Source organism: Mesorhizobium sp. WSM4306, assembly GCF_007003975.1.
In the GTDB taxonomy this organism is placed as follows: Bacteria; Pseudomonadota; Alphaproteobacteria; order Rhizobiales; family Rhizobiaceae; genus Mesorhizobium.
Map to the genome: position 1 here is coordinate 131,722 of NZ_VFTC01000009.1, position 25,014 is coordinate 156,735.

Here is a 25,014-nt window from a genome sequence, read left to right on the forward strand (position 1 = left end):
TTTGCCACCCCTTCGCGCCGTCCTCGCCGGCTACCCGCAATGGCGGGTCAACGCAGGACATCGGGTCCTGGAGAGGCGCTCGATCAGTTGCGGCTGTTGAGATGCCGCACCCGGCGCAGCTGCGGAAACAGCACCGCCCATAGACCAGCGACGGCAATCGCGCCGATGCCGCCGATCACCACGGCCGGCACGGTTCCGATCAGCGCTGCCATGGTGCCGGCGCGGAATTCGCCGACTTCGTTGGAGGCGCCGACGAAGACCTGGTTGACGGCGTTGACGCGGCCGCGCACCTCGTCCGGCGTCCACAGCTGGATCAGCGTTTCCCTGATATAGACGCTGAACATGTCAGTGGCGCCGAGGCCGGCAAGGGCCAGGATCGACAGCCAGGTAATGGTGGATACGCCGAACAGCACGGTGAAGGCACCAAAGCCTGCGACGAAGCCGAGCATGATCTTGCCGGCATTGTCGCGCAGCGGATGTCCGGCGAGCCAGACCGCGACACAGATGGCGCCAATGCCGGGCGCCGAGCGCAGCAGGCCCAAGCCCCAGGGACCGAGCTCGAGAATATCGCGGGCATAGACCGGCAGCAGCGCCGAGGCGCCCGACAGAAGCACGGCAAAGAGGTCGAGCGAGATGGCGCCGAGCACGATCTTCTCGCTCCAGATATAACGGAAGCCGGCAAACAGTGTCTCCATCGTCGGCTTGTCGGTGGCGCTCCGCTGGGCCGGCTTGGGGATGGTGAAGATCAGCAGGCCGGCGATCAGCATCAGCACGGAGGCGACGGCGTAAGCGGCTTCGGCGGAGACGCCATAGAGCAGGCCGCCGGCGACCGGGCCGACGATCGTCGCGGTCTGCCAGGCCGATGAATTCCAGGCGATAGCGTTGCCGAAATCCTCCGGCGGCACCAGATTGGCGAACAGCGACGACGAGGCCGGTCCGTAAAAGGCGCGCGCCATGCCAAACAGCGCCAGCACGACGAAGATAGGTAGCGGGCTGACGAGGCCGCGCAGCGTGAAATACAACAGAACAAGCGCACAGCCGGCCTCGGTCACGGTCGCCAGCGCCATGATCAGGCGGCGGCCAAAACGGTCGGCGACGACGCCGGTGACCAGTACCAAGAGCAGCGACGGCAGGAACTGAACGATGCCGACAATGCCCAGATCGAACGGGTCGCGCGTCAGATCGTAGACCTGCCAGCCGACGGCGACCGACACGATCATGGTGGCGAAGGTGGTGAGGAAACGCGCCGCCCAGTAACTCAGGAAGGAGCGGTGACGGAAAGCGGCGTAGCGCTGATCCGGCGACGTTTGTTCTGCTGTCATGGAGAGAGGCCCCGTTGCAAAGACTTGGCCGGCGGGGCACTTCCACGATGGGCGCTGTTCCGGCCAGGGAACTAAGTTCGCCGGGGCATGTGCGCCCGAATCAATCTGGGATCAAGGGATTTCCGGTCCGTTTGACGGAATGGAATGGAAAATCATTCCCTCAGTGCGGCGGAGATTGCCTGCAAACCGCCCTGCAATTCCGCCTCCTTCGGCCAGCCGAAACCGACCCGGAAAAACCGCTTCGGCATGTCGAACCAGTGGCCCGGGCCGACATAGGTGCCGTGGCTTTCCAGCAAATTGACGTAGAAGCGATCGAGGTCGAAGCTTGCGTCGACATTCAGCCTGGGAAAGCCGACGACGCCGCCTTGCGGCCGCACCCAGTCGACCAGCGGCTCGTGGTCGATCCAGGCCTGGACGATGTCGCGGCGCCTGGCCATCTCGGGCAGCAGTGCGGCCAGGAAAGCGTCGCGGCGCTCCAGCATGCCGCGCGCAATGCCTTCGTCGATGACGCTGCCGCAAATGCCGATCTGCTCCTTGGCGGCGAGGAACCGTTCCTGCAGTTCGGCATCCCTGGTGATCAGCCAGCCGATGCGGATGCCGGGAACGCCGAAGGCCTTCGACAGCGACGAGACGCTGATGGCCTTGGGGCTGAGCGAAGCCGCCGCCGGCAGGCGCTGCCCATAGGACAGGTCGCGATAAGTCTCGTCGACCAGCAGATGGCAGCCGCTCGCTTCGGCGAGCGCAATCAGCGCATCGAGATCGGCCCGGCCCATCATCGTGCCGGTCGGGTTGTGCGGGCAGGTGACGCTGATCAGCTTGGTGTTCGGCTGCAACTGGGCCGCGACGCGGCCGACATCGACGGCAAAACCTCTGTCGAAGTCGAGGTCGACATAGGAGATGGCGCAGCCGATCGCCTTGGGGGTTTCAATGTTGGTGGCGTAGTTCGGCCGGACGACGACGAGGTGGTCGCGCTCCGACAGAAGCGAGGTCGAGATGATGAACAGCGCGCCCGCCGCACCGGCCGTGACCAGAACATCGTCAGGCGAAATGCCGGAATCCTGTGCCGCGATCAACGCCCGCAGTCCCTTGTCGCCGCGATGCTCGCCATAAAACAGCGTGAGGTCCGGCAGCGACAGGCCTATGTCGGAGAGTTTCTGGTCGGCGATCGAGCTTTCCGAGAGATTGAACCGAATGCGGTCGTAGCCGTATTCCTCCGGCGCCTCTTTCTCGATCACCATTCTGGCGTAGTTCATGGCCGCTCCCCCTGGCTTGCGCTGATATCCAAGCCACAAAAGCATGAAGCCTGCCAGAGCCGGATGATTTCAGGTCTGTTCGACCTGAAATCTGAATCCGTCTCTAAATCAAAGAGAGAGCATGATGTCGTCCGAAAACCGCTTCGCACTTTTCGGCATCATGCTCTAGCTCATTCGCCGGCAGGCTTCTGTTCCAGTCATCCAAACTGTTGGCTCAGCGCCGACCAGTTGAGGATCAGGCCGGAACCTTGGCCTTGCGGCCCTTGGCCTTTGCCGGTGCTGCTGCGGCGGCTTTGCGGCCGAGGCCGATCGACTTGGCCAGTTCGGAGCGCGACGCCGCATAGTTGGGGGCAACCATCGGATAATCGGCCGGCAGACCCCACTTGGTGCGATAGGCTTCCGGCGTCAGGTTGAAATGGACGCCGAGATGGCGCTTCAGCGATTTGAACTTCTTGCCGTCTTCGAGGCAGATGATGTAGTCCGCCGTCACCGACCGCTTGGGATTGACGGCCGGGATCTGCGGCGGCGCCACCGGAGCCGGCGGCTGGCTGAGCCCACCGATCGACGCCGCAACGCTGGCGATGAGATCGCTCAGGCCGGCAACGGGCAAGCGGTTCTTCTCGACGTAAGCGGACACGATATGAGCGGTTAGTTCGAGCAGGTCGATGTCCTTGTCAGAGTCGTTGCTGTCGTCGGCCAATTTATCTCTCCGTCGCTAGGGGGGTGGCGGAAACTTCCAGAGCTGTCCCTGCGGAGCCGGAAATCCGCTCTAGTCATTTGTCTTGCCGCATTTGTACGGTTGCGCCAGATGATTCCATCCGGTGCAACCGCTCTAATCGCCAAATCTGCGTAACGCAATGACTTCGTGTCGCGTCACACGTTATTTTGAACAACTATACTGAATCTGAATACTATCATACGATCAGCGCCCGGTCGCGCCATAGTCGAAAGCCGCCCTCGAAGGCGCGCGTATTGTCGCCGCGCCTGGATTTGGCGGGCAATTCATCCAGTCTGTCGACATTGCCGCCGCCGATGACGATGTAGTCCGGCTGCAGGGCCGCACGCAGCCGCTCGACGACGTCGAAGACGTATTTGCGCCATTTCTTCTTGCCGTATTTCTCCAGGCCGCGCTCGCCGACATAGTCCTCGAAACTGCGGCCCTTGCGGTAGGGCAGATGCGCCAGTTCCATCGGCTGGCCGACATTGTCGAGGATCATCGCCGCACCGAGGCCAGTGCCGAGGCCGAGAAACAGCATGCGTCCGCGATCGTAGCTGCCGATCGCCTGCAGCAGCGCATCGTTGACGACCTTGACCGGCTTGCCGAAGGCGGCTGCGAAGTCATAGCCGTCCCAGCCCTTGCCGAGATTGGCAGGATCGAGCGACGGTTTGTTGTTCCTGACAGGGCCGGGATAACCCATCGAGATCAAATCATAGGCCAGTCCCTCGGCCAGCGTCTTCACCGTAGCCACCATCTGCTGCGGCGTCAGGTCCGGTCCGGAATCGGCGCGGCGCGGCTCGCCACCGGCGCTGGTGAGGATTTTTACATGCGAGCCGCCGACATCGATCGTCAGCACGATCGGTTCGGCCGCGGCCGTCGCGGGCTCGGCTGCCTTGGCCATGTCGTTTCCTCCGCTCACCAGAGCATGATGCCGAAAAGTGTGAAGCGGTTTTCGGACGACATCATGCTCTATCTCTTGATGTAGAGCCGGATTCAGATTTCAGGTCGATACGACTTGAAATCATCCGGCTCTAGGTCGGATTGATCCAGCCATTGGGCGGGCCGAAGCTGGCCATGGCATCGGCCGGGCCCCAGGTTTTCGGCTCGTAGATGTGCGGCGGCGTGATGTCGCCAAGCACCGGGCCGACGATGCGCCAGGCCAGTTCGCTGGCGTCCTGGCGGGTGAACAGCTGGCCATTGCCGTTCATGGCGTCGCCGATCAGCCGCTCATAGGGCGGCATGTCGCCTTTCGAGTCGTCGAGCGCGGTGAGCTCGACCTGCTCGCCGACCATGTCGTCTCCGGGGGCCTTGCGCTGCGCCCCGATCGAGATCGCCACCTGCGGGTCGATACGGAAGCGCACATAGTTGGCGTCTCCCGGTTTGATCGGATCGAAGACGTCGAGCGGCGGCCGCTTCATCCGCACGATCACTTCGGTCACATGCACCGGCATGTTCTTGCCGGCGCGGATGAAGAATGGCACGTCCTGCCAGCGCCAGGTGTCGACCATGAAGCGCACCGCGGCAAAGGTCTCGACCGGCGAGTTCGGCTTCACGCCGGGCTCGGCGAGATAGCCTGTGAACTGCCCGCGCACGACGTCGTCCTTGGTCAGCGTGCGGATGGCGCGCAGCACCTGAACCTTCTCGTCGATCAGATCGTCGGCTGAGCGGCCGACCGGCGGCTCCATGGCCAGCAGCAAAAGGATGTTGAGCAGATGGTTCTCGATCACGTCGCGGATGGCGCCGACGTCGTCATAGAATTTGCCGCGGCCCTCGATACCGAAATCCTCGGCCATGGTGATCTGCACGCTTTCGACGAAGTTGCGGTTCCAGATCGGCTCGAGGAAGGAATTGGCGAAGCGGAAATAGAGCAGGTTCTGGATCGCTTCCTTGCCGAGATAATGATCGATGCGGAAGATCGACTGCTCGTCGAACACCAGATGCAGCACCCGGTTCAGCCAGCGCGCCGATTGCAGATCGTGGCCGAACGGCTTTTCCACCATCAGCCGCGCGCCGTGCGCGGTGCCCGACTGCTCCAGGCCCTGGACCACGGTCTCGAACATGGTCGGCGGCACCGCCATGTAGTGCAGCGGCCGCTGCGCCGAGCCGAGCGCGGTTTTCAGCTTCTCGAACGTTGCCGGGTCGCGATAGTCGCCGCTGACATAGCGCAGCAGATTGGCGAATTTGGCGAAGATCTTTTCGTCGATCTTGCCGACGGCGTTGACGATGCCGTCGCGGGCGCGTGCTTGCAACTGCTTGATGTCCCAGGCGTCGAAGGCAACGCCGATCACCGGCTCGGTCAGCGTCCCCTTGGCGACCATCTGGTAAAGGGCCGGAAAAATCTTCTTGTGGGCGAGGTCGCCGGTTGCTCCGAATAGCACCAGCGTGTCGGACCGTTCCTGGCTCATGCGTTCGTCTCCCGTGTCGGCTTCACTTGCCGGCCTTCGGCTTTTCGACATGGCCGCCGAAGGCATAGCGCATGGCCGACAAAAGCTTGTCAGAGAATTCGGATTCGCCTTGCGAGGAGAAGCGGTCGAACAGCGCCGAGGACAGCACCGGCGCCGGCACGCCGGTGTCGATCGCCGCCTTCAGTGTCCAGCGTCCCTCGCCGGAATCCGAGACGCGGCCGCCGAACTGGGCCAGCCCCGGGTCGCTCTTCAGCGCGCCGGCGGTGAGGTCGAGCAGCCAGGAGCCGATCACGCTGCCATGGCGCCAGACTTCGGCGACTTGCGGCAGGTCGATGTCGAACTGGTAGTATTGCGGATTTTCCAGCGGGCTGGTTTCGGCGTCTGCTGTGCGCTGCCGTTTGCCGGCATTGGCCGATTTCAGGATGTTCATGCCTTCGGCGTAGGCGGCCATGACGCCATATTCGATGCCGTTGTGGATCATCTTGACGAAATGGCCGGCGCCGCTCGGTCCGCAATGCAGATAGCCGAAGGGTGCGGTTCCGCCCGCCTTGTCCGGCGTGGCGCCGGCATCGGCGCCGGGCGCCAGCGTGGCGAAGATCGGATCCAGATGTTTGACCGCAACGTCGGGGCCACCGATCATCAGGCAGTAGCCGCGCTCCAGGCCCCAGACGCCGCCGCTGGTGCCGACATCGACATAGTGCAGGCCCTTGGCCGCGAGCTCGGCCGCCTGGTCGACGGCGTCGTGATAGTAGGAATTGCCGCCGTCGATGATGATGTCGCCGGGTTCCATCAGTGCCGCGACCTGGTCGGCGATCTTGCCGGTGATCGCCGCCGGCAGCATCAGCCAGGCGCTGCGCGGCTTGGACAGTTTGCCGACGAACTCCTCCATCGAGGCGGCGCCGATGGCGCCGTCGGCGACCAGGGCGGCAACGCTTGCCGGGTTGATGTCGTAGACGACGCATTCATGGCCGTCGCGCATCAGGCGGCGCACCATGTTGGCGCCCATCCTGCCCAGTCCCATCATTCCGATCTGCATGGTGTTGTCCTAGTCGCTGGAGGGAAGAAAATTACTGGCGAATTAGTTCTTCAATGCCGACGGTGAAGTCGACATTCTCCCAACGGTCGCCGTCGGGCCAGAAAAAAGTGAAGATGATCGTGTTACCTGGCGGGATATCGGCCACCGGCAAGTCAGCCATATGAACGCCCAGAGCGTTTTCGGCTGTGTCGATTTCGTGGATGGTCTGCCAATGGTCGCCGCTCCAGCGGATCAGCGCCGGCTGCAGCAATTCGATGCGTAGGCTCTTGCCGGGATCCATGGTGCGCAGCTTGTTGTTGAAGCGCCATATCCTCAGCAGCGAACCGGTCTTGCCCTCGATGTAGCGTTTGACGCCTTGCGGCGGCATGTCGAAGACGGCGCCGTCGCGCAGCGACCGCAACAGCTTGATGTGTTCGGAATGCGCCCAGACCAGCGGCATGGCGCTGCCCGACGGCTTGCCCAACCACAATTCGCGTTCCGGCAAATCGGCGCCGTCCCAGACCTGTTCCGGCAGCAGGCCACCTTGGCCGGCGGACGCCTCGAATGTCTTGAGCAGGCTTGCCGCTTTGCCCTTGTTGCCGGCGGCCAATTCGTAGTGGGCGCGTTCGCCGGCGAGCAGCGGCCAGGGGCGGCCCTCGCCGGTGCCATCGAAGGGCGCCCCGTCGGTATGCTCGCCGTAACCATCACTTGTGTAGCGGTACCACAGCGTTCCTTGCGGCAGCTCGCAGCGCAAGTGCACGTCGATGACCTTGACCGTGTCGAGGATGCGCGGATCATCCGCGGCTCTGAGGCCAAAGCGGACCAGTGCCAGCGCGTCCGGGCTGACGATCGCCTCGGCGGGCTTGTCGGTATCGCCTGGCGGCCGGTTCTTGATCGGCACGAAACCGTCCTTCGGCGATGCGGCGCCGGCATCGTCGGCCGGCGCGATGCGGACATAGTGGCCGTCGACGCCGGCCTTCTGGCACTCCGGCGTGCCGCTGACGTAGGTCCAGCGCTCGATCTGGTCGTTCCAGCAGTCGGCGACCTCGCGCAAATAGTTAGCCGGCTCCGGTTTGCCGGAGACTTCGACCAGATCGGCGGCGCCAAGCAGCGCCGAGATCTCAACAGCGAGCGTGAACGGGCTGTAGCCGGCATCCTCTTCCCAGCGGTCCTGCCCAGTGACAGGGCCGTTGCGCACGACATAGGACGCCGCCTTCTCGATCATCGGCATGAAAGCGGCGAGTTTGGCGCGCGGCAGATGTCCGGCACGGTGCAGCGCATCGGCCAGCAGCAGCGGGAAGGCGCATTCGTCCATCTGGATGCCCGGCCAATAGGGCGAGCCGTCGAGCCAGACATTCTGCGGCCAGTGGCCGTCCGGCTGCTGGATGGAGCGAAGATAGGCGAGAATCTCCAGCGCCTGGCTCGGATCGCCGGCGGCGAGGAAGCCGCCCGCGGTCTCGACCAGGTCGCGCGGCCAGACAAGGTGATAGCCGCCAAGGTCGTCATCGCCCTTGCTCGCCCCCCACGGGATCGACAGGCTGGCGACGGCAGCACCTGGCTTGGCCAGCGATAGGTGCGTCGCCAGCACCGCTGTGCTGACGCGGTAGGTGTTGAGGCCGGATGCATCATGGTGGTCGAGCGGCAGCCGCCCAGCCTGCCATTTCTGCCATTTCGCAACATAGGCCTTTGCCGCCGGCTCAAACCCGCGCTTCAGGCTGGCGGTGGCGTTTTCGGCGGCTTCGTCCGGGGTCGAACCGAAGCCGAGCGCCAGCAGGGCCGTGTTGTTGCCTGAGGAAAAACCGATCTCGCCGGTCAGCGCGACATTGCCGTCCTCGGCTCTTTGGCCGGATAGGCCGAGCCGGCCGTCGCGGCTGAGTTGCTGCCAGCCGTCGGAAAAGCCGACATAGCCGGCCGAGCAATCGCCCCAAGGTAGCGACGAGGCCAGCGCCAGGCAGGTGCCGCGCCCGGAGGCGAACAGCATCGGCTTGCCCTTGTGCTCGCCGACCCAAGCGGTGTTGCCCATGCCGGCATTGACCAGATGCGGCGCCAAAAGCGCGTAGACCCGGTAGTCAGCGGCATTACCTTCGAGCGCCGTGAAACTGGTTTCCTGTAAAAGGGCCGGGCGCGCCGGATCGGCCAGGATGCGCTTTTCGATGCGGTAGCGGAGCGTGGTGTTGACCAGCCGGTAGGCGGGCACGCCGTCCTCGAACGGCTCGATGATATGCATGGCGTCGCGCTTCTCCTCGGAGAACCAGCCGCCGGGGCCGGTGACCAGCAGCCCCATGTCGCGCGTGCAGGCGCTGTCGAGGCCGGGATAATAGACCTCGTTGACGATGCCGTGGCTGAGTGTGAACCAGACGCGGCTCGCGGGCGACAGTGCCGCACCAACGCCGCTCTTGGCGCTCGACGTCCAGCGCGCCGGAATTCCGGGTGCGCCCATTCTTTCGAATGCACTGGGGGCTGGGGTCGGCGGCGTCGCTGCCATGCATGGTCTCCTGACCCTTCCCTAGACCAGCACACGAAGGCTTTTCAATCATCGCACCTGAAGTTGATCGCCCAAGCGTGACCGATCGCAGTTGACAAGCGGCCGCATCTGCATTTGTCTGACAATAGATAAAAAACAGGCAGCCAACGCCTAAATCATCAGCAACAGTCGGCGGGGCCGACAATCCACGGGAGGAATATCATATGAAGAAACTGCTCGTTCTGAGCGCGCTGGCGGCAATGCTCGCCTCGGGCACGGCGCTTGCCGACACCAGCGGCAAGAAGATCGCCTTCTCCAATAATTATGCCGGCAATTCGTGGCGCCAGGCGATGCTCGACAGCTACGGCATCGTCACCAAGAAGGCGGTCGAGGACAAGATCGTCGGCGCCGCCGACATCTTCACCACGGCCGACAAGGAAGTGCCGACCCAGGCAGCGCAGGTGCAGAACCTGATCCTGCAGGGCTATGACGCCATCGTCATCAACGCCGCGTCGCCGGATGCGCTGAACGGCGCCATCAAGCAGGCCTGCGATGCCGGCATCGTCGTCGTCTCCTTCGATGGCACCGTCACCGAACCCTGCGCCTATCGCGTCGTCGTCGACTTCAAGGACATGGGCAAGCAGGAAGTCGAACAGATGGCCAAGTTCCAGCCCAAGGGCGGCAATCTGCTCGAAATCCGCGGCCTGGCCGGCACGTCGATCGACGATGCCATCCATGCAGGTATCTTAGAAGGCGTTGCCGCTCATCCGGAGTTCAAGATTGTCGGCTCGGTGACCGGCGATTGGGATCAGACGACGGCGCAAAAGGCGGTCGCGACCATCCTGCCGTCGCTGCCCAACATCGTCGGCATCGTCGACCAGGGCGGTGACGGCTATGGCGCAGCACAAGCCTTCGCCGCTGCCGGCAAGCCGCGCCCGACTATCATCATGGGCAACCGGCAGGACGAGCTGAAATGGTGGAAGGAACAGAAGGAAAAGGACGGCTACCAGACCTGGTCGGCGTCGATCGCGCCGGGCGTCTCGTCGCTGGCCTTCTGGGTGGCGCAGCAGGTGCTTGATGGCCGCACCGACATCCCGCACGATCTGCTGGTGCCTTATCTCGCTTTCACCCAGGATGATTTCGAGGCAGCCCTGCCAAAGATCAAGGAGGGCGGCGTCGCCACGCACGAATACACGCAGGAAGACGCCCTCGCGGCGATCAAAGCCAACATCAAGTGATGCAAGTCCGGTTGCCGTCCGCATTGCCAACCGGATATCGTTGAGCATGCTCAAGGCGAATACCGACATCATCAGGCTGAACGGCGCCGAAAAACATTTCGGCGCCGTTCGTGCCCTTAACGGCGTCGACTTCCATGTTGTCACAGGCGAATGCGTCGGGCTGGTCGGCCATAACGGCGCCGGCAAGTCGACGCTGATGCATATGGTGGCCGGCACGCTGCGGCCGGATGGCGGTGAGATCGCGGTGCGCGGCAATGCGGAAATCGATTACTCGGTGGCGCGCGCGCTCAAGCTCGGCATACGCTGCGTGTTCCAGGAACTGTCGCTGTGCCCGAACCTAAGCATTGCGGAGAATACGCGCATCAATCACCCGGCGCTGACCGGCCTCGGCTGGCGGCGCAAGGCGGCTTCTCTCATCGCCGCCAAGCTCGACGAAATCTTTCCGGATCACGGCATCTCGGCCGACGATATTGCCGGGGATCTCTCCATCGGCCGGCGGCAGATGGTCGAGGTGGCGCGTGCCTTCACGGTGACGCGCGATCCGCTCGACCTGGTTATCCTCGACGAGCCGACCTCCTCGCTCGACGCGCATACGGCGGGCCAACTGCTCGCCTTCGTGCGCCGCTTCGTCGCCGCCGGCGGCAGCTGCATCCTGATCTCGCATGTCTTGGGCGAGGTGCTGCAGAATGCCGATCGCATCGTGGTGATGCGTGACGGCAAAGTGGTCGCCACGGACGCGGCAAAGGCGTTCGACCGCGACCGGCTGGTGGCGACCATGGGCGGCGCCGAGGCACGCGAGAAGATCGCTGCGGAAATCGCTGCCGCCAGACCTGCGGACAGCCCTGTCAGGGTGCGGGCGCGGCCTGCCCGGCAAGAGGACGGCAAGGAGCTTGTCGCGCGGGCCGGCGAGATCATCGGCCTTGCCGGGCTTGCCGGCCATGGCCAGACGGATCTGTTGCTGGCGATCTTTGCCGCCGCTACGCGCAGAAAGCCCGGCATCGAGGTGACGGCGCCGGTGGCGCTGGTGGCCGGCGACCGGCAATCGGACGGCATCTTTGCGCAATGGTCGATCTCGGAAAACATCGGCATCCGCTCGCTGGCGCAGCTGCGCAAAGGCCTGCTGATCTCGCCGCAGCGCGAGGCAGCACTTGCCGAATTCTGGAAGCAGAAGATCGGCATCCGCACACCAGATATGACCAACAACATCTTTTCACTGTCTGGCGGCAACCAGCAGAAGGCGCTGTTTGCCCGGGCGCTGGGCTCGGATGCGCAGATCGTGCTGATGGACGACCCGATGCGCGGCGTCGATATCGGCACCAAGCTCGAAGTCTACGATCTCGTGCGCGAGGAAGCGGCCAAGGGCCGGACCTTCCTCTGGTACACCACCGAGACCGAAGAGCTCGACAATTGCGACCACGTCCACGTCTTCAAGAATGGCCGCATCGTCGCCAATCTGACGCGCGACGAGCTGACGGAGGAAAAGATCATCCAGTCCTCATTCGGCGATGCGGCCTGAGATGACGGCAATCGCTCCCGGCACGATCCCACGATCTTCGCCTCGCGGCAGTGCAGCTCGCGCCCGCCTGCTGCGCAGTCTTTTGCCGGCGCTGTCGCTGGCGCTGGTGCTGATCGCCATTGCCTGGCTCAACCCGCGCGCCATCAGCTATTTCGGCTTCAGCCTGATGCTCAATCTGGCGATCCCGATCGCGCTGGCGACGATCGCGCAGATGTTCGTCATCGCCGGTAATGAGCTCGATCTGTCGATCGGCACCTTTGTCGGTTTCGTCGGCTGCGTTACCGCGACATGGCTGAAGGATGCGCCGCTGCTTGGCGTGATCGTCCTGCTCGGCTCCATCGGCGTCTACGCGCTGCTCGGTGCGCTGATCCATCTGCGCAATCTGCCGTCGATTGTGGTGACGCTGGGCATGAGCTTCGTCTGGCAGGGCCTGGCCATCCTGGTTCTGCCCAAGCCGGGCGGCAAGGCGCCGGACTGGCTGCTGGCGCTGATGTCCTTCAAGCCGCCCTTCATTCCGTTCCCGATCATCGCCGCGCTGGTGATCGCGGCAGTGGTGCATTTCGGCCTGATGCGCACGTCCTACGGCGTCATCCTGCGCGGCTCCGGCGGCAATCCGGCGGCGCTGCGGCGAGCCGGCTGGTCGCTGCTTCGAACCAAGATCGTGCTGTTTGCGCTGACCGGCCTGTTCGGCGTGCTGTCCGGCATGGCGCTGATCGGCATCACCACTTCGGCCGATGCCAATATCGGCAATGGCTACACGCTGCTGGCGATTGCCGGCGTCATCCTCGGCGGCGGCGAATTCGTCGGCGGCCGGGTGTCGCCGATCGGCGCCGTGCTCGGCGCACTGACGCTGGCGCTGGCGGCGTCGCCGCTGCTCACCTTCATGCACATCCCGCCGGACTGGCAGGTCGCCGCCAACGGCGCCATCCTGATCATCGTGCTGGCGGCTCGGGTGCTGATCAGCCGCAGGGAGAGGTAGCGATGACGCTGGTGAAATCGCTGGCTGCCAAACCCTGGATCTGGTCCTTCCTCGGCGCGTTGCTGGTCTGGCTGGCGACCATCTCCTTCACCGGCGGCTACGGCGGCGGCGGCATGGTGACGGCCGCACTTTCGCTCGCTGTCTTCACCGTCATCGTCGGCGTCGGCCAGATGTTCGTCATCACGCTTGGCCCAGGCAATGTCGACCTGTCGCTGCCGGCCAATATCGGGCTCGCCAGCGCCGTTGCCATGAAGGTGATGGGCGGCAGCGATTCCATGATCGTTGTCGGGCTGTTGGCAGCCCTCGCCTGTGGTGCGGCCATCGGCGCCGTCAACTATCTCTTGATCTGGGCGCTCAGGATTCCGCCGATCATCGCCACGCTGTCAGCCAGCTTCATCATCCAGTCGATCGACATCAGCTACGGACGCGGCCTGCAGATCAAGCCGCCGCCGGGCTTTGCCGACTTCGCCAACTGGCAAATACTCGGCATTCCGGTGCTGGCCATCCTGACCGTGCTTTTCACCATTGCTGCTGCCATCGCTTTGCAGCGCATGATCTATGGCCGCTCGGTGCTGGCCATTGGCCAGAACATCCGCGCCGCTTGGCTGGCCGGCGTCAATGTCGGCCGCATCCGGTTCCTCACCTACACGCTGTCGGGCGCGCTCGGCGGCATAGACGGCGCTCTGCTTGCAGGCTATTTCCGCGGCGCCAATGTCGATATCGGCAATGAGTACCTCTTGGCCTCGATCGCCGTCGTCGTCATCGGCGGCACCTCCGTTGCCGGCGGCAAGGCCAATGTTCCCGGCGTCTGGGGCGCGGCGCTGTTTCTGGTGCTGCTTTTGACCATGCTCAACACATTCGGCGTCAGCGCCGGCGTCCGGTTGCTGCTGACCGGCCTGATCATCGTCGGCGTCATCACCGTGGCTGGGGGCGAGAAGGCGATACGGTAGGAGGGCGAGCCCGCAGGAAACGCCGCCAAATTTGACCATGTGGACAAAAGTCCGCACCCGTTCCATAGTTCCGTGTCTGATTTCAGAACAGCCGGCTCGACACGGCTGTCAAACAGAGGGGCACCATATGGAAAACCGGAAAGACAAATTGCAATCGACCGGCCTGTCGCGGCGCGACGTGCTGGAACTCGGCGCACTCGGCCTGGCTGCGGTCATGCTGCCGACTGCCGCCTTCGCCAAGGACAAGAAGCTCAAGGTTGCGGCGATCTTCGCCACGCCGATCGAGGAGCCGTGGGACAACCAGATCCACGTCGCCTTGCAGAAGGCCGAGAAGGAACTCGGCATCGAATACAAATGGTCGGAAAAGGTGCAGACCGCCGATTTCAGCCGCGTCATGCGCGAATATGCGCAGGGCGGCTACCAGCTGGTCCTGGGCGATGCCTTCGCCGCCGAGCGTGAATCGCGCCGCACGGCAAAACAGTTCCCGAAGACCGCCTTCCTGTTCGGCTCCGGCGCCGGACCGGCCGAACCCAATTTCGGCGTCTTCGACAACTGGATCCACGAGCCGGCCTATCTCTCCGGCATGATCGCCGGCAAGATGTCGAAATCGGGCACGATCGGCGCCGTCGCGGCGATGGGCATTCCCGAAGTGAACCGGCTGGTCAACGCCTTCTTTGCCGGCGCCAAGGAGGTCAACCCGAACATCAAGAAGAAGGTCGCCTTCATCGGTTCCTTCTTCGACCCGCCGAAGGCCAAGGAAGCGGCGGTCGCCCAGATCGACGCCGGCGTCGACGTCATCTATGCCGAGCGCTTCGGCGTCATCGAGGCGGCGGTGGAGAAGAAGATCTACGCCATTTCCAACATGTCCGACCAGTCGAGCCTCGGCCCCGACACGGTCATCACCGGCCCGGTCTGGGACATGTATCCGACGGTCGAGCAGGCGATCAAACTGGTCAAGGCCGGTGTCTTCACCGCGCAGGACTATGGCGACTTCTCGCGCATGGCCAAGGGCGGTTCGTTCCTGGCGCCGTACCACAAATTCGACAAGACGCTGCCGGCGGACGTCAAGGATCTGGTCGAGAAGAAGAAGGCCGAGATCCTGGAAGGCAACTTCCGCGTGGATGTGGATGAGAACACGCCGGTCTCGGATTGAGCGCCGGCTTCCCCCCTCCCTCGAGGGGAGGGTGGCCCGAAGGGCCGGGTGGGGTCCTCTGCGAAGTGCTCCATCTTGTTGAGTCATAGGTCGAGGCGGTTGAGGGGACCCCACCCGCCTCGCTTCGCTCGGCACCCTCCCCTCGAGGGGGAGGGGTATCAGCGCAGGAGCATCCTTGTCCGCCCCTCTCATCGAAATGCGCGGCATCACCAAGAGCTTCGGCGCCGTCAAGGCGAACGAGGGTGTCGACCTCAGCGTGGCCCCGGGTGAAATCCTCGGGCTGCTGGGGGAGAACGGCGCCGGCAAGACGACGCTGATGAACGTGCTGTTCGGCGCCTATGCGCCGGATGCCGGCGAGATCCTCATCCAGGGCGAGCCTGTTCGGATCACCAGTTCGGCCGATGCGCTGGCTGCCGGCATCGGCATGGTGCACCAGCATTTTCATCTCGCGCCGCGGCTGATGGTGCTGGAAAACCTGTTGATCGGCATTCCCGGCAAATCCGGCCGCATCGACCGCGCGGGTGGACTTGCCCGGTTGTCCGGCATCAGCCGACAGCATGGGCTGACGCTGGACCCTGATTTGCCGGTCTCGGCGCTGTCGGTCGGCGAGCAGCAGCGGCTTGAAATCGTCAAGGCGCTGTTTCGCGGCGCGAGGCTGTTGATCCTCGACGAGCCGACGGCGGTGCTGGCGCCGAGCGAGGTCGACGGGCTGTTTTCGGCATTGCGCTCGATGGCGGCGCAAGGCCTCGGCATCATCTTCATCTCGCACAAGCTGAACGAGGTGCGGGCGCTTACGCATCGCTGCACCGTGCTGCGGCATGGCCGTGTCGCCGGCCGTGTCGACGATCCGGGCAACACGACATCGGCTGAAATGGCGCAGCTGATGTGCGGCCACGAAATCGTGCCGCCGGCGAGAGGTCCGTCGACGCCGGGCGCTAATGTGCTGACGCTCGACGGTATTTCCACCTCACGGCATTCGGGCACGCCGCTGCGCGAAGTATCGCTGTCGGTCCGCGCCGGCGAAATCCTCGGCATAGCTGGCGTTTCCGGCAATGGTCAGCGGGCGCTGGCCGAGGTGATTTCCGGCACGCGCGCGCCCGATGCTGGCGCGATGACGATAGCCGGCAAAGCAGTGACACGGTTCTCGCCGCGCGAGGTGCAGGGGCTCGGCCTTGGCCGCATCCCGGAAGATCGCATGACGACCGGGCTGGTGACCAATCTGCCGCTCGCCGATTCCATGGTGCTGCCGCGCATCGGCACCGAAGCCTTCAGCCGCAAGGGACTGCTCAAGCCGGATGCGATCCGCGCCTTCGCGGAAGAACAGATCAAGGCCTATGATATACGTTGCCCCGGGCCGATGACTCGGGCCGGCGCGCTGTCGGGCGGCAATCTGCAAAAGGCGCTGCTGGCGCGCGAGCTGGCCTTCGACCCGAAGGTTCTGATCGTCTCGCAGCCGACGCGCGGCCTCGACATCGGGGCGGCCCGTTTCATCCACGAAAAGTTCCTCGACATGCGCGCCAGGGGCTGCGGCATTGTCGTCATCGGCGAGGATCTGGAAGAACTGCTGGGGCTCTGCGATCGCATCGCGGTGATGTATGAGGGCCGCATCGCCGGCACGCTGGACAGCGCCGATGCGACCATTGCGCGGCTGGGGCTGTTGATGACCGGGGCGGAGGGGAGGGCTTAGCATGGAATTTCTCCCTCGGTTCTTGGCAGAAACCCCAAATGATCGTGCTCGCTATTGGCTGACTTTGGGCGTCAGCGCTGCCCCTCACCTGCCTGCCGGCATCCTCTCCCCGTATACAGACGGGGAGAGGGGCGCTCTCATCGCCGCCTTCGCCAACCACCGGCGTTGCAGGAAAAGTGCCGAGGCCGCAAACGGCCCCCTTCTCCCCGTCTCTATACGGGGAGAAGGTGCCGGCAGGCGGATGAGGGGCAGCACCAACGCCAAATATATCGGTTCGACTACTGCGCCGAGGACGGAGGGCCATAGCTGATGTTTCGCCTCGAAGTCCGAACCTCGACGCCGGCCTGGTTCAATCTCGCTCTGCCGCTTTTGGCCATCGGCGCCACGCTTGTCCTGTGTAGCGGCCTGATCACTCTGGCCGGCGCCGGGGTGCTGGAAGCTTATGGCGTGATGCTGTCGGCCTCGTTCGGCGACAGCTACGCCATCACCGAAACGCTGGTGCGCGCAGCGCCCATGATCTTCACCGGGCTGGCGGTCGCCGTCGCTTTCCGGGCCAAATTCTGGAACATCGGCGCGGAAGGCCAATTGCTGGCCGGCGCCGTCGCCAGCTGCTTTGTCGGCGCTATCCCGATGCCGGGGGCGCTCGCAATCCTGTTGATGGCGCTGGCGGGCGCTGCTGCCGGTGCCGCTGTCGCGCTGGTGCCAGCGACGCTGCGCGTAAAATTCAAGGTCGACGACGTCGTCAGCTCGCTGCTGCTCAATTCGGTCATCTACTACGCGCTGATGGCACTGATCGAGGGGCCGTGGAAGGACTCCTTCAGCGGCTATCCGATCTCGCCGCCGATCGAGGATTCGGCGAATTTCCCGGTGCTGCTCGAAGGCACAAGGCTGCATCTCGGCGTCGTCGCGGCGCTGGTCGCAGCACCCTTGATCTGGTTCCTGATCGTGCGCACCACGCTCGGCTTTCGCATCCGGGTCACCGGCGAAAGCCCGGAGGCCGCCCGCTATGGCGGCATCCATGTCGAACGGGTGCTGATCTCGACGGCGCTGCTGTCGGGCGCGCTGGCCGGGCTCGCCGGCGTCGGCGAGGTCGGCGGCGTGCATTTTCAGGTGATGAGCGACATCTCGCCGGGCTACGGCTATTCCGGCATCGTCGTTGCCATGCTGGCCAGGCTCAATCCGCTCGGCGTCGTGCCGGCGGCGATCTTCCTCGCCGCCGTCATGACCGGGGCCGAGGCGATGTCGCGCGCAACCGGCGTTCCGGCTTTCCTCAGTGACGTCATCCAGGGCACGGCGCTGCTGGCCATGCTGGTGGCGCTGCTGTTCACAGCCTATCGCATCCGCCGCGTCGGAGCCGCCCAATGAGCGCGGTGTTCGAACAGATCTTTCAGGTCGGTTTTCTCGCCGCCATTATCCGCATCGCCACGCCGCTGGCTTTCGCGACGCTTGGCGAAATGTTTTCCGAGCGGGCCGGTGTGCTCAATCTCGGCATTGAAGGCATCATGCTGCTCTCGGCGATGGCCGGCTTCACCGCCGCCAGCCTCAGCGGCAGCCTGTGGCTCGGCGTGCTGGCGGCTGTATTGACCGGCATGCTGATGGGGGCGCTGCATGCGCTGTTCACGGTGGCGCTCGGCCTCAGCCAGCATGTCTGCGGCATCGGCGTTACACTGTTCTCGTCGGGCCTTGCCTATTTCCTCTACCGGCTGATCTTCGGCCAGCAATCGGTGCCGCCAAGCATCAAGGGATTCGCCACCCTACCGATCCCTCTGCTCTCGGACATACCGGTACTCGGCCCCGCCGTGTTCAACCAGTTTGCACTGGTCTACATGGCCATCATCGCCATCCCGCTCGCCGCCTTCGTGCTCTACCGCACGCCATGGGGCCTGTCCGTGCGCATGGTGGGCGAGAATCCGCGTGCCGCGGATTCCGCCGGGGTCAGCGTCATTGCCACGCGCTTCCAGGCGGTCATCCTCGGCGGCGCGCTGATGGGGCTGGCCGGTGCCTTCCTTACCATGGCGCAGTTCAACGCCTTCACCTTCGGCGTCGTCTCCGGCCGCGGCTGGGTGGCGATCGCGCTGGTCGTGTTCGGCCGCTGGGACCCGTGGCGCTCGGCCGGTGCGGCGCTGCTGTTCGCCTTCGTCGATGCCTTGCAACTGCGCATGCAGGCGAGCGGGCTTGGGCATATCCCCTATGAGGCGTTCCTGATGCTGCCCTTCATCTTCACCATTGTGGCGATGGCGGTGATGTCGCGCAACGCGGTGGCGCCGTCCGCGCTGCTGAAGCCGTTCCGACGAGAAGAGCGTTAGACGGGCTTGGCATCCTTTCCTCTCCCTCCGGCGGGGGGAGAGGTGGCTCGGCGAAGCCGAGACGGAGTGGGGGAACCACCTGGCAACCGCCGCGAACGCAAATAGAAAGTGGACCAGGGCGAAGAGCCTTAGGCCGCCCTCCTCCACCCGTCCTTGATATGCCTGTACCCCTCGCGATAAACCGCCTCCGGCGTCTCGGCAAAATCCCGCCACACCTTGGTCGCCGCCGCCAGATCCTTCAGCGAGCGTCCGAATGCCTCGATCGTCAGCCAGTCGTCATAGCCGCTCTTGCGGATCGCCGAGAACGTCTCTTTCCACGGAATGTTGCCGCGCCCTGGAACGCCGCGATCGTTCTCGGAAATATGGATGTGCACGACATTCCGTCGGTGCTTGGTATAGGCGCCGATCGGGTCGGCTTCCTCGATATTGGCGTGGAACGTGTCGTACATCGCCTTGATGTGCGGCCTGTCGATGGCGTCGATGTGCTCGGAGAGGTCGGCCATCGTGTTGAGCAGGTAGCACTCGAAACGGTTGAGCGCCTCCAGCCCGATCGTGACACCCCGCTTGCCGGCATGGTCGCCAATGGCGCGCTGCGAGCCGACCGAGCGTTTTTTCTCGGCCGCCGTCGGCCCTCTGCCGGAAAAGGCGCCGAGCGTCGAATGCAGCGGACCGCTCAGCTTGTCGGAACCGAGTGCCACGCTGCAGTCGATCGCCCATTTCATATAGTCGATGCCAGCCTTGCGGGTCGCCGCATCCGGCGAGATCAGATTCATCGCCGGATCGCCCATCGCCGTCACAGCGGTGCGTTCCAGCCCGATGCGGTCGAGCAGCTCGCCAAGCTTCTTGTAGTCGTCAGGCACACCGGCAAAGACCGGGATTTCGACGCCGTCGAAGCCTGTCGCCTTGATGTCCCTGAGCAGCGCCTCATGCTTCTTCGAGACGCTGGTCGTCCACAAGAACATACACATGCCGATTTTCATCGACATTCCCTCCCCATGTGACGGCGCGCTGGTCTCACTCGCCAGCTTCGCCTTGCCCCTCATCCGGCCGCTTCGCGGCCACCTTCTCTCCGTCGTGGAGAAGAGGCGATCGCCCGCCGCCTAAAGTTTCGTCCACGCCCCATTCTTTTTCGACGACCTCACGCAGGCTTCGATGAACGCCATGCCTTCGACGCCGTCCTCGATGGTCGGGAACACCACATCCTTGCCCGGCTTGCCGCCCTTCTTGCGTGCAGCCCGGATCGCCCGCGCGGCTTCCTGATAAATGTTGGCGAAGCCTTCGAGATAGCCCTCGGGATGGCCCGACGGCACGCGGCTGACGCGGCCGGCGACCGGCAGCGCGCCGGCGCCATTGCGGGTCAGCAGCTGCTTGGGCTGGCCGAACGGCGTGTACCAGAGATAGTTCGGGTCGGCCTGTACCCATTCCAGCCCGCCCTTCGAGCCATAGATGCGCAACTTCAGCCCATTCTCATGGCCGGGCGCCACCTGGCTCGCCCAGATCATGCCCTTGGCCGGGTGCATTTTGCCGACCGGCTTGAAGCGCAGCATGACGTTGACGTTGTCGTCGAGCTGCCGCCCCGGCACGAAGGCATCGAGATCGGCCGACAAGGAATCGAGCTCCAGTCCGGAAACGAAGCGGGCGAGATTGTAGGCATGCGTACCGATGTCGCCGAGCGCGCCGCCCGCCCCTGCCTGCTTGGGATCGGAACGCCAAGCCGCCTGCTTCTGCCCGGTGGCGGCAAGGTCTTCCGTCAGCCAGTCCTGCGGATATTCCGACTGCACGATGCGGATATCGCCAAGCTGGCCCTTGGCCACCATCTCGCGCGCCTGGCGGATCATCGGATAGGCGGTGTAATTGTGCGTCAGCACGAACACCTTGCCGGTCTTTTCGACTATCGCCGCAAGCTTCTTCGCTTCAGCCAATGTCGTGGCCAAAGGCTTGTCGCAGATCACGTGGATGCCGGCTTCAAGGAAGGCTTTCGCCGCCGGCACGTGCACATTGTTGGGGGTGACGATGGCCACTGCCTCCATGCCGTCCGGGCGCTTGGCCTCGGCCTTGGCCATCTCGGCATAGGACGCATAGCTGCGCGAGGGATCGAGTCCGAGTTCGGCGGCGGAAGCCTTGGCGCGTTCGGGGTTGGCCGACAGCGCGCCGGCAACCAGCACGAAGTCGTTGTCCATGCGCGCCGCGATCCGGTGCACCGCGCCGATGAAAGCGCCCTGGCCGCCACCGACCATGCCATAGCGGATCGGGCCGCCTCCCGTTTCAGCTTTCGATGCGCCGACCATATTTTTCTCCTTGTTGGTTCACCTCCCCCTCGAGGGGAGGTCGATCCGCGCAGCGGATCGGGTGGGGTCGTGGAAAAGTAGAGCCCAGTACGAACCGACCCCACCCGGCCCTTCGGGCCACCCTCCCCTCAAGGGAGGGGAAATCGCGCTAGATTCCCATCATCGCGCGCAGCACTTTCTTGTCCGTGGTGCCGGCGGCGAAATCGTCGAATGCTTTCTCGGTCACTCGTATGATGTGGTGCTGGATGAAGGGCGCGCCCTCCGCCGCGCCGTCCTCCGGATGCTTCAGGCAGCATTCCCATTCCAGCACCGCCCACGAATCATAATTGTACTGCGTCAGCTTGGAGAAGATGCCGCCGAAATCCACCTGCCCGTCGCCCAGCGAACGGAAACGGCCGGCGCGGTTGGTCCAGCTCTGATAGCCGGAATAGACGCCTTGCCGCCCGGTCGGATTGAACTCGGCGTCCTTCACGTGGAAGGCCTTGATGCGCTCGTGATAGATGTCGATGAATTCGAGATAGTCGAGTTGCTGCAAGAGGAAGTGCGACGGGTCGTAATTGATGTTGCAGCGCTTGTGGCCGCCGACCGCGTCGAGGAACATCTCGAAGGTCGCGCCGTCGAACACGTCCTCGGAAGGATGAATCTCGTAGCCGACATCGACACCATTGTCCTCGTAGACATCGAGGATCGGCTTCCAGCGTTTGCCGAGCTCACCGAATGCTTCCTCGATCAGTCCGGCGGGCCGCTGCGGGAAGGGGTAGAGGTAAGGGAAAGCCAGCGAGCCGGTGAATGACACCGAAGCATTCAGCCCGAGATTGCGCGATGCCTTGGCGCCGAACTTCATCTGCTCGACCGCCCATTTCTGCCGCGCCTTGGGATTGTTGTGCACCGACGGCGGCGCGAAGCCATCCATCTGCGCGTCATAGGCGGGGTGCACCGCCACCAACTGCCCCTGAAGATGCGTCGACAGTTCGGTGATCTCGACGCCTGCGTCGGCACAGATGCCTTTCACCTCGTCGCAATAGGTCTTGGAAGACGACGCCTTCTCAAGGTCGAACAGGCGCGCATCCCAGGTCGGGATCTGCACGCCCTTGTAGCCGAGACCGGCCGCCCATTTGGTGATCGAAGCCAGCGAATTGAATGGCGCGGCATCGCCCGCGAACTGCGCCAGAAACAGCCCCGGACCCTTCATTGTCGACGGCATCGGCATCCTCCCAATTCATTTTTCCAAGAACCAAGCATAGCGCCTGATGAAAGCAGGGCCAGCCTCTTTGGTCTTTTGTGATGTGCATTCTCAACTTGCCATTCTGGTATTACCAAATGCCGAAAATGGGTCAAGCCATTTGACTCATGAGCGCAGCAGCCGGCTCACCCCAAAATAGAGAACATATGCAAGCATAATCAATGTAGTAAATGGATATCGCGATCGCACATCGGCAGTTCTTGCCGCGCGACAAAATTTGCTGTAGACCTCCATTCAGGCCCAATTGGTCGAACCAGTTTGCGTAAAAATGCTGGAGCGCCTTGGGGAGGATTCATGAGACGCGCTTCGGCGAGGCGCGTCGCAGGCGAACTGGCGCAGACGAATTCTGGGAAGGATAGACCATGCATCTTTCGACGCACAACTGGATGCGCGCGGAGCCGTTGGAGGTGACGCTGAAACGCATCAAGAAATTCGGCTACGAGTCGATCGAGATTTCCGGCGAGCCCGAGCAATACAAGACCAAAGAGACCCGCGCGCTGCTGAAAGAACACGGCATCCGCTGCTGGGGTGCGGTGACGCTGATGCTTGGCGAACGCAACCTGGCCGCCAGGGACCAGGGTCAGCGCGAACGCTCGGTGCAGTACGTCAAGGACGTGCTGACCATGATCAGCGAGCTCGACGGCGAGATCATCACGCTGGTGCCCGCCACCGTCGGCAAGGTGGTGCCGGACGGCACCGAGGACGAGGAATGGAAGTGGGTGGTCGACGCCACCCGCGAGTGCTTCACCCATGCCAAGAAAGTCGGCGTCAAGATCGCCGTCGAGCCGCTCAACCGCTTCGAGACCTATCTGTTCAACCGCGGCGCGCAGGCGCTCGCGCTCGCCGATGCGGTCAGCCCCGAATGCGGCGTCTGTCTCGACGCCTACCACATCCACATGGAAGAATTTAACGTCCATGACGCCATCCGCCAGGTCGGCAAACGTCTGTTCGATTTCCACGTCGCCGACAACAACCGCTTCGCCGCCGGCCTCGGCCAGATCGACTGGCCACGGATCGTGCAGACGCTGAAGGAAGTCGGCTATGACGGCGCGCTGACCAACGAGTTCGTCGCGCCCGTCGACCGCACGCCGGCAGCACCCTATCCCGACATGGTCGAGCGCCACCCGGTCGACATCTCGCCCGAACAGCTGAAGTTCATCCAGGACCACGGCTCCAGCGTGCTGACGGAGAAATTCTACACCGACCAGATGCGCATCACGGCCGAAACGCTGCTGCCACTGATCAAGTAGCCGATCCGACTTGGAATGCGCCCTTCCGCCTGTCGGCGGCGGGGCCGGGGATGACCATGCGCATCAGAAACGTCCAGGCCTGGTGGGTCCGCATACCGATCGAAGTCGCGAAGCAGCATCGCAGCGACTTCGGCCAGGTGACGACCTTCGACGCCGCCATCCTGCGCATCGAGACCGATGATGGGCTGGTCGGCTGGGGCGAAGGCAAGAACGCCGCCGGCAGCGCCGGCAGCTATGGTGCGCTGGTCCACATGCTGAACCATGAGGTCGGGCCGCAGCTGATCGGCCGCGACCCGGCCGATATCGGGATCATCTGGGAGATGCTCTACAATGGCGTGCGCCACGAGACCGCCGCGCATGCCGGCCACGCCATGCCGCAACTGGCACGGCGCGGCATGAGCGTTGCGGCGATCAGCGCCGTCGACATTGCGTTGTGGGATATCCTCGGCAAGTCGCTCGGACAGCCCGTGTGGCGGCTTATCGGCGGCCGCAAGCTCGACCGCATGCAGGCCTACGCCTCCGGCGGCTGGGCCGCCGCCGACGCCATTGGCGAGCAACTCAAATCGTACATCGCCAAGGGCGGCTTCAAGGCGCTGAAGATGCGCATTGGCGCCATGGACGGCGCCCCGCACATCTCCGCCGCCCGCGTCCGCGCCGCACGGCAGGCGGTCGGTCCGAATGTGGAACTGATGGTCGACGCTCACGGCACCTATACGGTGGCCGAGGCCAAACGCTTCATCAGCCTCGCCGGCGATCTCGATCTCGCCTGGTTCGAGGAGCCGGTCATCGCCGACGACAAAGCAGGCATGGCCGAGGTGCGCGCTTCGGGTTCGATCCCGATCGCCACCGGCGAAAGCGAGGCGACACGCTACGCCTTCCGCGATCTCGCGGTGTTAAAATCGGCCGATATCTTCCAGCCCGATCCGGCCTTTTGCGGCGGCATCAGCGAGGCGATGAAGATCGGCACCATCGCCAGCGCCTTCAACCTTCGCTTTGCCCCGCATCTGTGGGCCGGCGCGCCCTGCTTCTTTGCCGGCCTGCATGTCTGTGCTGCTTCGCCGGCTAGCTTCACCGTCGAATATTCGCTCGGCGCCAACCCGATGATCCATGATCTTATCGAAGAGACTGTCGAAGCAAAGGACGGTATGATAGCGATCCCTGAAAAGCCGGGTCTGGGATTCACCATTTCGGAGCGGTTCCTGGAGGCGTACGCGCAACGCGGTTGAC

At 63.9% G+C, this 25,014-nt stretch carries 20 protein-coding genes; 10 read left to right on the top strand and 10 right to left on the bottom strand.

Annotated elements, in window-relative coordinates; genetic code table 11:
- Positions 1-83 precede the first annotated feature (83 nt).
- The 7 genes from FJV77_RS13490 to FJV77_RS13520 all read right to left on the bottom strand — a co-directional run bounded on the left by FJV77_RS13490 (position 84) and on the right by FJV77_RS13520 (position 9,198).
- Positions 84-1,322: an MFS transporter gene (locus tag FJV77_RS13490; RefSeq protein ID WP_142867291.1), complete on the bottom strand. Its 1,239-nt coding sequence runs from the start codon at positions 1,320-1,322 to the stop codon at positions 84-86.
- Positions 1,323-1,474: 152 nt separating this feature from the next.
- A complete protein-coding gene (locus FJV77_RS13495; RefSeq protein ID WP_142867292.1) occupies positions 1,475-2,575 on the bottom strand; it encodes an aminotransferase class I/II-fold pyridoxal phosphate-dependent enzyme in 1,101 nt (366 codons plus the stop codon).
- Between the two features lie 235 nt (positions 2,576-2,810).
- A complete protein-coding gene (locus FJV77_RS13500; protein ID WP_142867293.1) occupies positions 2,811-3,275 on the bottom strand; it encodes a MucR family transcriptional regulator in 465 nt (154 codons plus the stop codon).
- A gap of 214 nt (positions 3,276-3,489) precedes the next feature.
- Positions 3,490-4,194 (bottom strand): ROK family protein, encoded by a 705-nt coding sequence (locus FJV77_RS13505; protein WP_142867294.1) that lies wholly within the window; start codon positions 4,192-4,194, stop codon positions 3,490-3,492.
- 130 nt (positions 4,195-4,324) lie between these two features.
- Positions 4,325-5,698, bottom strand: coding sequence for a glucose-6-phosphate dehydrogenase (zwf, locus tag FJV77_RS13510; RefSeq protein WP_142867295.1), 1,374 nt, complete (start codon positions 5,696-5,698; stop codon positions 4,325-4,327).
- 22 nt (positions 5,699-5,720) lie between these two features.
- The gene (gene gnd / locus FJV77_RS13515) at positions 5,721-6,734 is read right to left on the bottom strand and encodes a phosphogluconate dehydrogenase (NAD(+)-dependent, decarboxylating) (protein ID WP_142867296.1); all 1,014 of its coding nucleotides are present in this window, start codon (positions 6,732-6,734) and stop codon (positions 5,721-5,723) included.
- A 31-nt stretch (positions 6,735-6,765) separates the two neighbouring features.
- Positions 6,766-9,198: a glucan 1,4-alpha-glucosidase gene (locus FJV77_RS13520; protein ID WP_142867297.1), complete on the bottom strand. Its 2,433-nt coding sequence runs from the start codon at positions 9,196-9,198 to the stop codon at positions 6,766-6,768.
- 203 nt (positions 9,199-9,401) lie between these two features.
- Here FJV77_RS13520 and FJV77_RS13525 point away from each other — a divergent pair, with 203 nt between their 5' ends.
- The 8 genes from FJV77_RS13525 (at position 9,402) to FJV77_RS13565 (ending at position 19,006) form a co-directional block, all read left to right on the top strand.
- Positions 9,402-10,415, top strand: a complete 1,014-nt coding sequence (locus FJV77_RS13525; protein ID WP_142867298.1) for an ABC transporter substrate-binding protein — start codon at positions 9,402-9,404, stop codon at positions 10,413-10,415.
- Between the two features lie 46 nt (positions 10,416-10,461).
- Complete coding sequence (locus FJV77_RS13530; RefSeq protein WP_142867299.1) at positions 10,462-11,931, top strand: sugar ABC transporter ATP-binding protein; 1,470 nt, start codon at positions 10,462-10,464, stop codon at positions 11,929-11,931.
- A gap of 1 nt (position 11,932) precedes the next feature.
- Complete coding sequence (locus FJV77_RS13535) at positions 11,933-12,910, top strand: ABC transporter permease (protein WP_185970304.1); 978 nt, start codon at positions 11,933-11,935, stop codon at positions 12,908-12,910.
- 2 nt (positions 12,911-12,912) lie between these two features.
- Entirely contained in the window at positions 12,913-13,860 is a 948-nt protein-coding gene (locus tag FJV77_RS13540) for an ABC transporter permease (protein WP_142867301.1), read from the top strand.
- 127 nt (positions 13,861-13,987) lie between these two features.
- Positions 13,988-15,013 carry a BMP family protein gene (locus FJV77_RS13545; RefSeq protein ID WP_142867302.1) on the top strand — a complete coding sequence of 342 codons (1,026 nt, stop codon included), beginning with the start codon at positions 13,988-13,990 and terminating at the stop codon, positions 15,011-15,013.
- 175 nt (positions 15,014-15,188) lie between these two features.
- Complete coding sequence (locus FJV77_RS13550; RefSeq protein ID WP_142867303.1) at positions 15,189-16,700, top strand: ABC transporter ATP-binding protein; 1,512 nt, start codon at positions 15,189-15,191, stop codon at positions 16,698-16,700.
- 309 nt (positions 16,701-17,009) lie between these two features.
- Positions 17,010-18,065: an ABC transporter permease gene (locus FJV77_RS13560; protein WP_142867304.1), complete on the top strand. Its 1,056-nt coding sequence runs from the start codon at positions 17,010-17,012 to the stop codon at positions 18,063-18,065.
- Positions 18,062-19,006: an ABC transporter permease gene (locus tag FJV77_RS13565; protein WP_142867305.1), complete on the top strand. Its 945-nt coding sequence runs from the start codon at positions 18,062-18,064 to the stop codon at positions 19,004-19,006. The genes FJV77_RS13560 and FJV77_RS13565 overlap by 4 nt, the downstream gene beginning before the upstream one ends.
- A 128-nt stretch (positions 19,007-19,134) precedes the next feature.
- Here FJV77_RS13565 and FJV77_RS13570 read toward each other — a convergent pair whose 3' ends face one another.
- The 3 genes from FJV77_RS13570 to FJV77_RS13580 all read right to left on the bottom strand — a co-directional run bounded on the left by FJV77_RS13570 (position 19,135) and on the right by FJV77_RS13580 (position 22,498).
- Complete coding sequence (locus FJV77_RS13570) at positions 19,135-19,986, bottom strand: sugar phosphate isomerase/epimerase (RefSeq protein WP_142867306.1); 852 nt, start codon at positions 19,984-19,986, stop codon at positions 19,135-19,137.
- A 120-nt stretch (positions 19,987-20,106) separates the two neighbouring features.
- Positions 20,107-21,294 carry a Gfo/Idh/MocA family oxidoreductase gene (locus FJV77_RS13575; protein WP_142867307.1) on the bottom strand — a complete coding sequence of 396 codons (1,188 nt, stop codon included), beginning with the start codon at positions 21,292-21,294 and terminating at the stop codon, positions 20,107-20,109.
- 148 nt (positions 21,295-21,442) lie between these two features.
- Complete coding sequence (locus FJV77_RS13580; RefSeq protein WP_142867308.1) at positions 21,443-22,498, bottom strand: sugar phosphate isomerase/epimerase; 1,056 nt, start codon at positions 22,496-22,498, stop codon at positions 21,443-21,445.
- A gap of 401 nt (positions 22,499-22,899) precedes the next feature.
- On the opposite strand from FJV77_RS13580, the gene FJV77_RS13585 reads away from it, so the two are divergent.
- Positions 22,900-23,787 carry a sugar phosphate isomerase/epimerase gene (locus tag FJV77_RS13585; protein ID WP_142867309.1) on the top strand — a complete coding sequence of 296 codons (888 nt, stop codon included), beginning with the start codon at positions 22,900-22,902 and terminating at the stop codon, positions 23,785-23,787.
- Between the two features lie 56 nt (positions 23,788-23,843).
- Positions 23,844-25,013, top strand: coding sequence for a mandelate racemase/muconate lactonizing enzyme family protein (locus FJV77_RS13590; protein ID WP_142867310.1), 1,170 nt, complete (start codon positions 23,844-23,846; stop codon positions 25,011-25,013).
- Position 25,014 lies beyond the last annotated feature (1 nt).

Excerpts from the sequence above, each read along its gene's own strand:
- FJV77_RS13560 (WP_142867304.1), top strand. The coding sequence starts at position 17,010 with ATGTTTCGCCTCGAAGTCCGAACCTCGACGCCGGCCTGGTTCAATCTC.
- gnd (WP_142867296.1), bottom strand. The coding sequence starts at position 6,734 with ATGCAGATCGGAATGATGGGACTGGGCAGGATGGGCGCCAACATGGTG.
- FJV77_RS13535 (WP_185970304.1), top strand. The coding sequence starts at position 11,933 with ATGACGGCAATCGCTCCCGGCACGATCCCACGATCTTCGCCTCGCGGC.
- FJV77_RS13530 (WP_142867299.1), top strand. The coding sequence starts at position 10,462 with ATGCTCAAGGCGAATACCGACATCATCAGGCTGAACGGCGCCGAAAAA.
- FJV77_RS13540 (WP_142867301.1), top strand. The coding sequence starts at position 12,913 with ATGACGCTGGTGAAATCGCTGGCTGCCAAACCCTGGATCTGGTCCTTC.
- FJV77_RS13505 (WP_142867294.1), bottom strand. The coding sequence starts at position 4,194 with ATGGCCAAGGCAGCCGAGCCCGCGACGGCCGCGGCCGAACCGATCGTG.
- FJV77_RS13590 (WP_142867310.1), top strand. The coding sequence starts at position 23,844 with ATGCGCATCAGAAACGTCCAGGCCTGGTGGGTCCGCATACCGATCGAA.
- FJV77_RS13490 (WP_142867291.1), bottom strand. The coding sequence starts at position 1,322 with ATGACAGCAGAACAAACGTCGCCGGATCAGCGCTACGCCGCTTTCCGT.
- FJV77_RS13565 (WP_142867305.1), top strand. The coding sequence starts at position 18,062 with ATGAGCGCGGTGTTCGAACAGATCTTTCAGGTCGGTTTTCTCGCCGCC.
- zwf (WP_142867295.1), bottom strand. The coding sequence starts at position 5,698 with ATGAGCCAGGAACGGTCCGACACGCTGGTGCTATTCGGAGCAACCGGC.
- FJV77_RS13495 (WP_142867292.1), bottom strand. The coding sequence starts at position 2,575 with ATGAACTACGCCAGAATGGTGATCGAGAAAGAGGCGCCGGAGGAATAC.
- FJV77_RS13580 (WP_142867308.1), bottom strand. The coding sequence starts at position 22,498 with ATGCCGTCGACAATGAAGGGTCCGGGGCTGTTTCTGGCGCAGTTCGCG.
- FJV77_RS13585 (WP_142867309.1), top strand. The coding sequence starts at position 22,900 with ATGCATCTTTCGACGCACAACTGGATGCGCGCGGAGCCGTTGGAGGTG.
- FJV77_RS13520 (WP_142867297.1), bottom strand. The coding sequence starts at position 9,198 with ATGGCAGCGACGCCGCCGACCCCAGCCCCCAGTGCATTCGAAAGAATG.
- FJV77_RS13570 (WP_142867306.1), bottom strand. The coding sequence starts at position 19,986 with ATGAAAATCGGCATGTGTATGTTCTTGTGGACGACCAGCGTCTCGAAG.
- FJV77_RS13545 (WP_142867302.1), top strand. The coding sequence starts at position 13,988 with ATGGAAAACCGGAAAGACAAATTGCAATCGACCGGCCTGTCGCGGCGC.
- FJV77_RS13575 (WP_142867307.1), bottom strand. The coding sequence starts at position 21,294 with ATGGTCGGCGCATCGAAAGCTGAAACGGGAGGCGGCCCGATCCGCTAT.
- FJV77_RS13525 (WP_142867298.1), top strand. The coding sequence starts at position 9,402 with ATGAAGAAACTGCTCGTTCTGAGCGCGCTGGCGGCAATGCTCGCCTCG.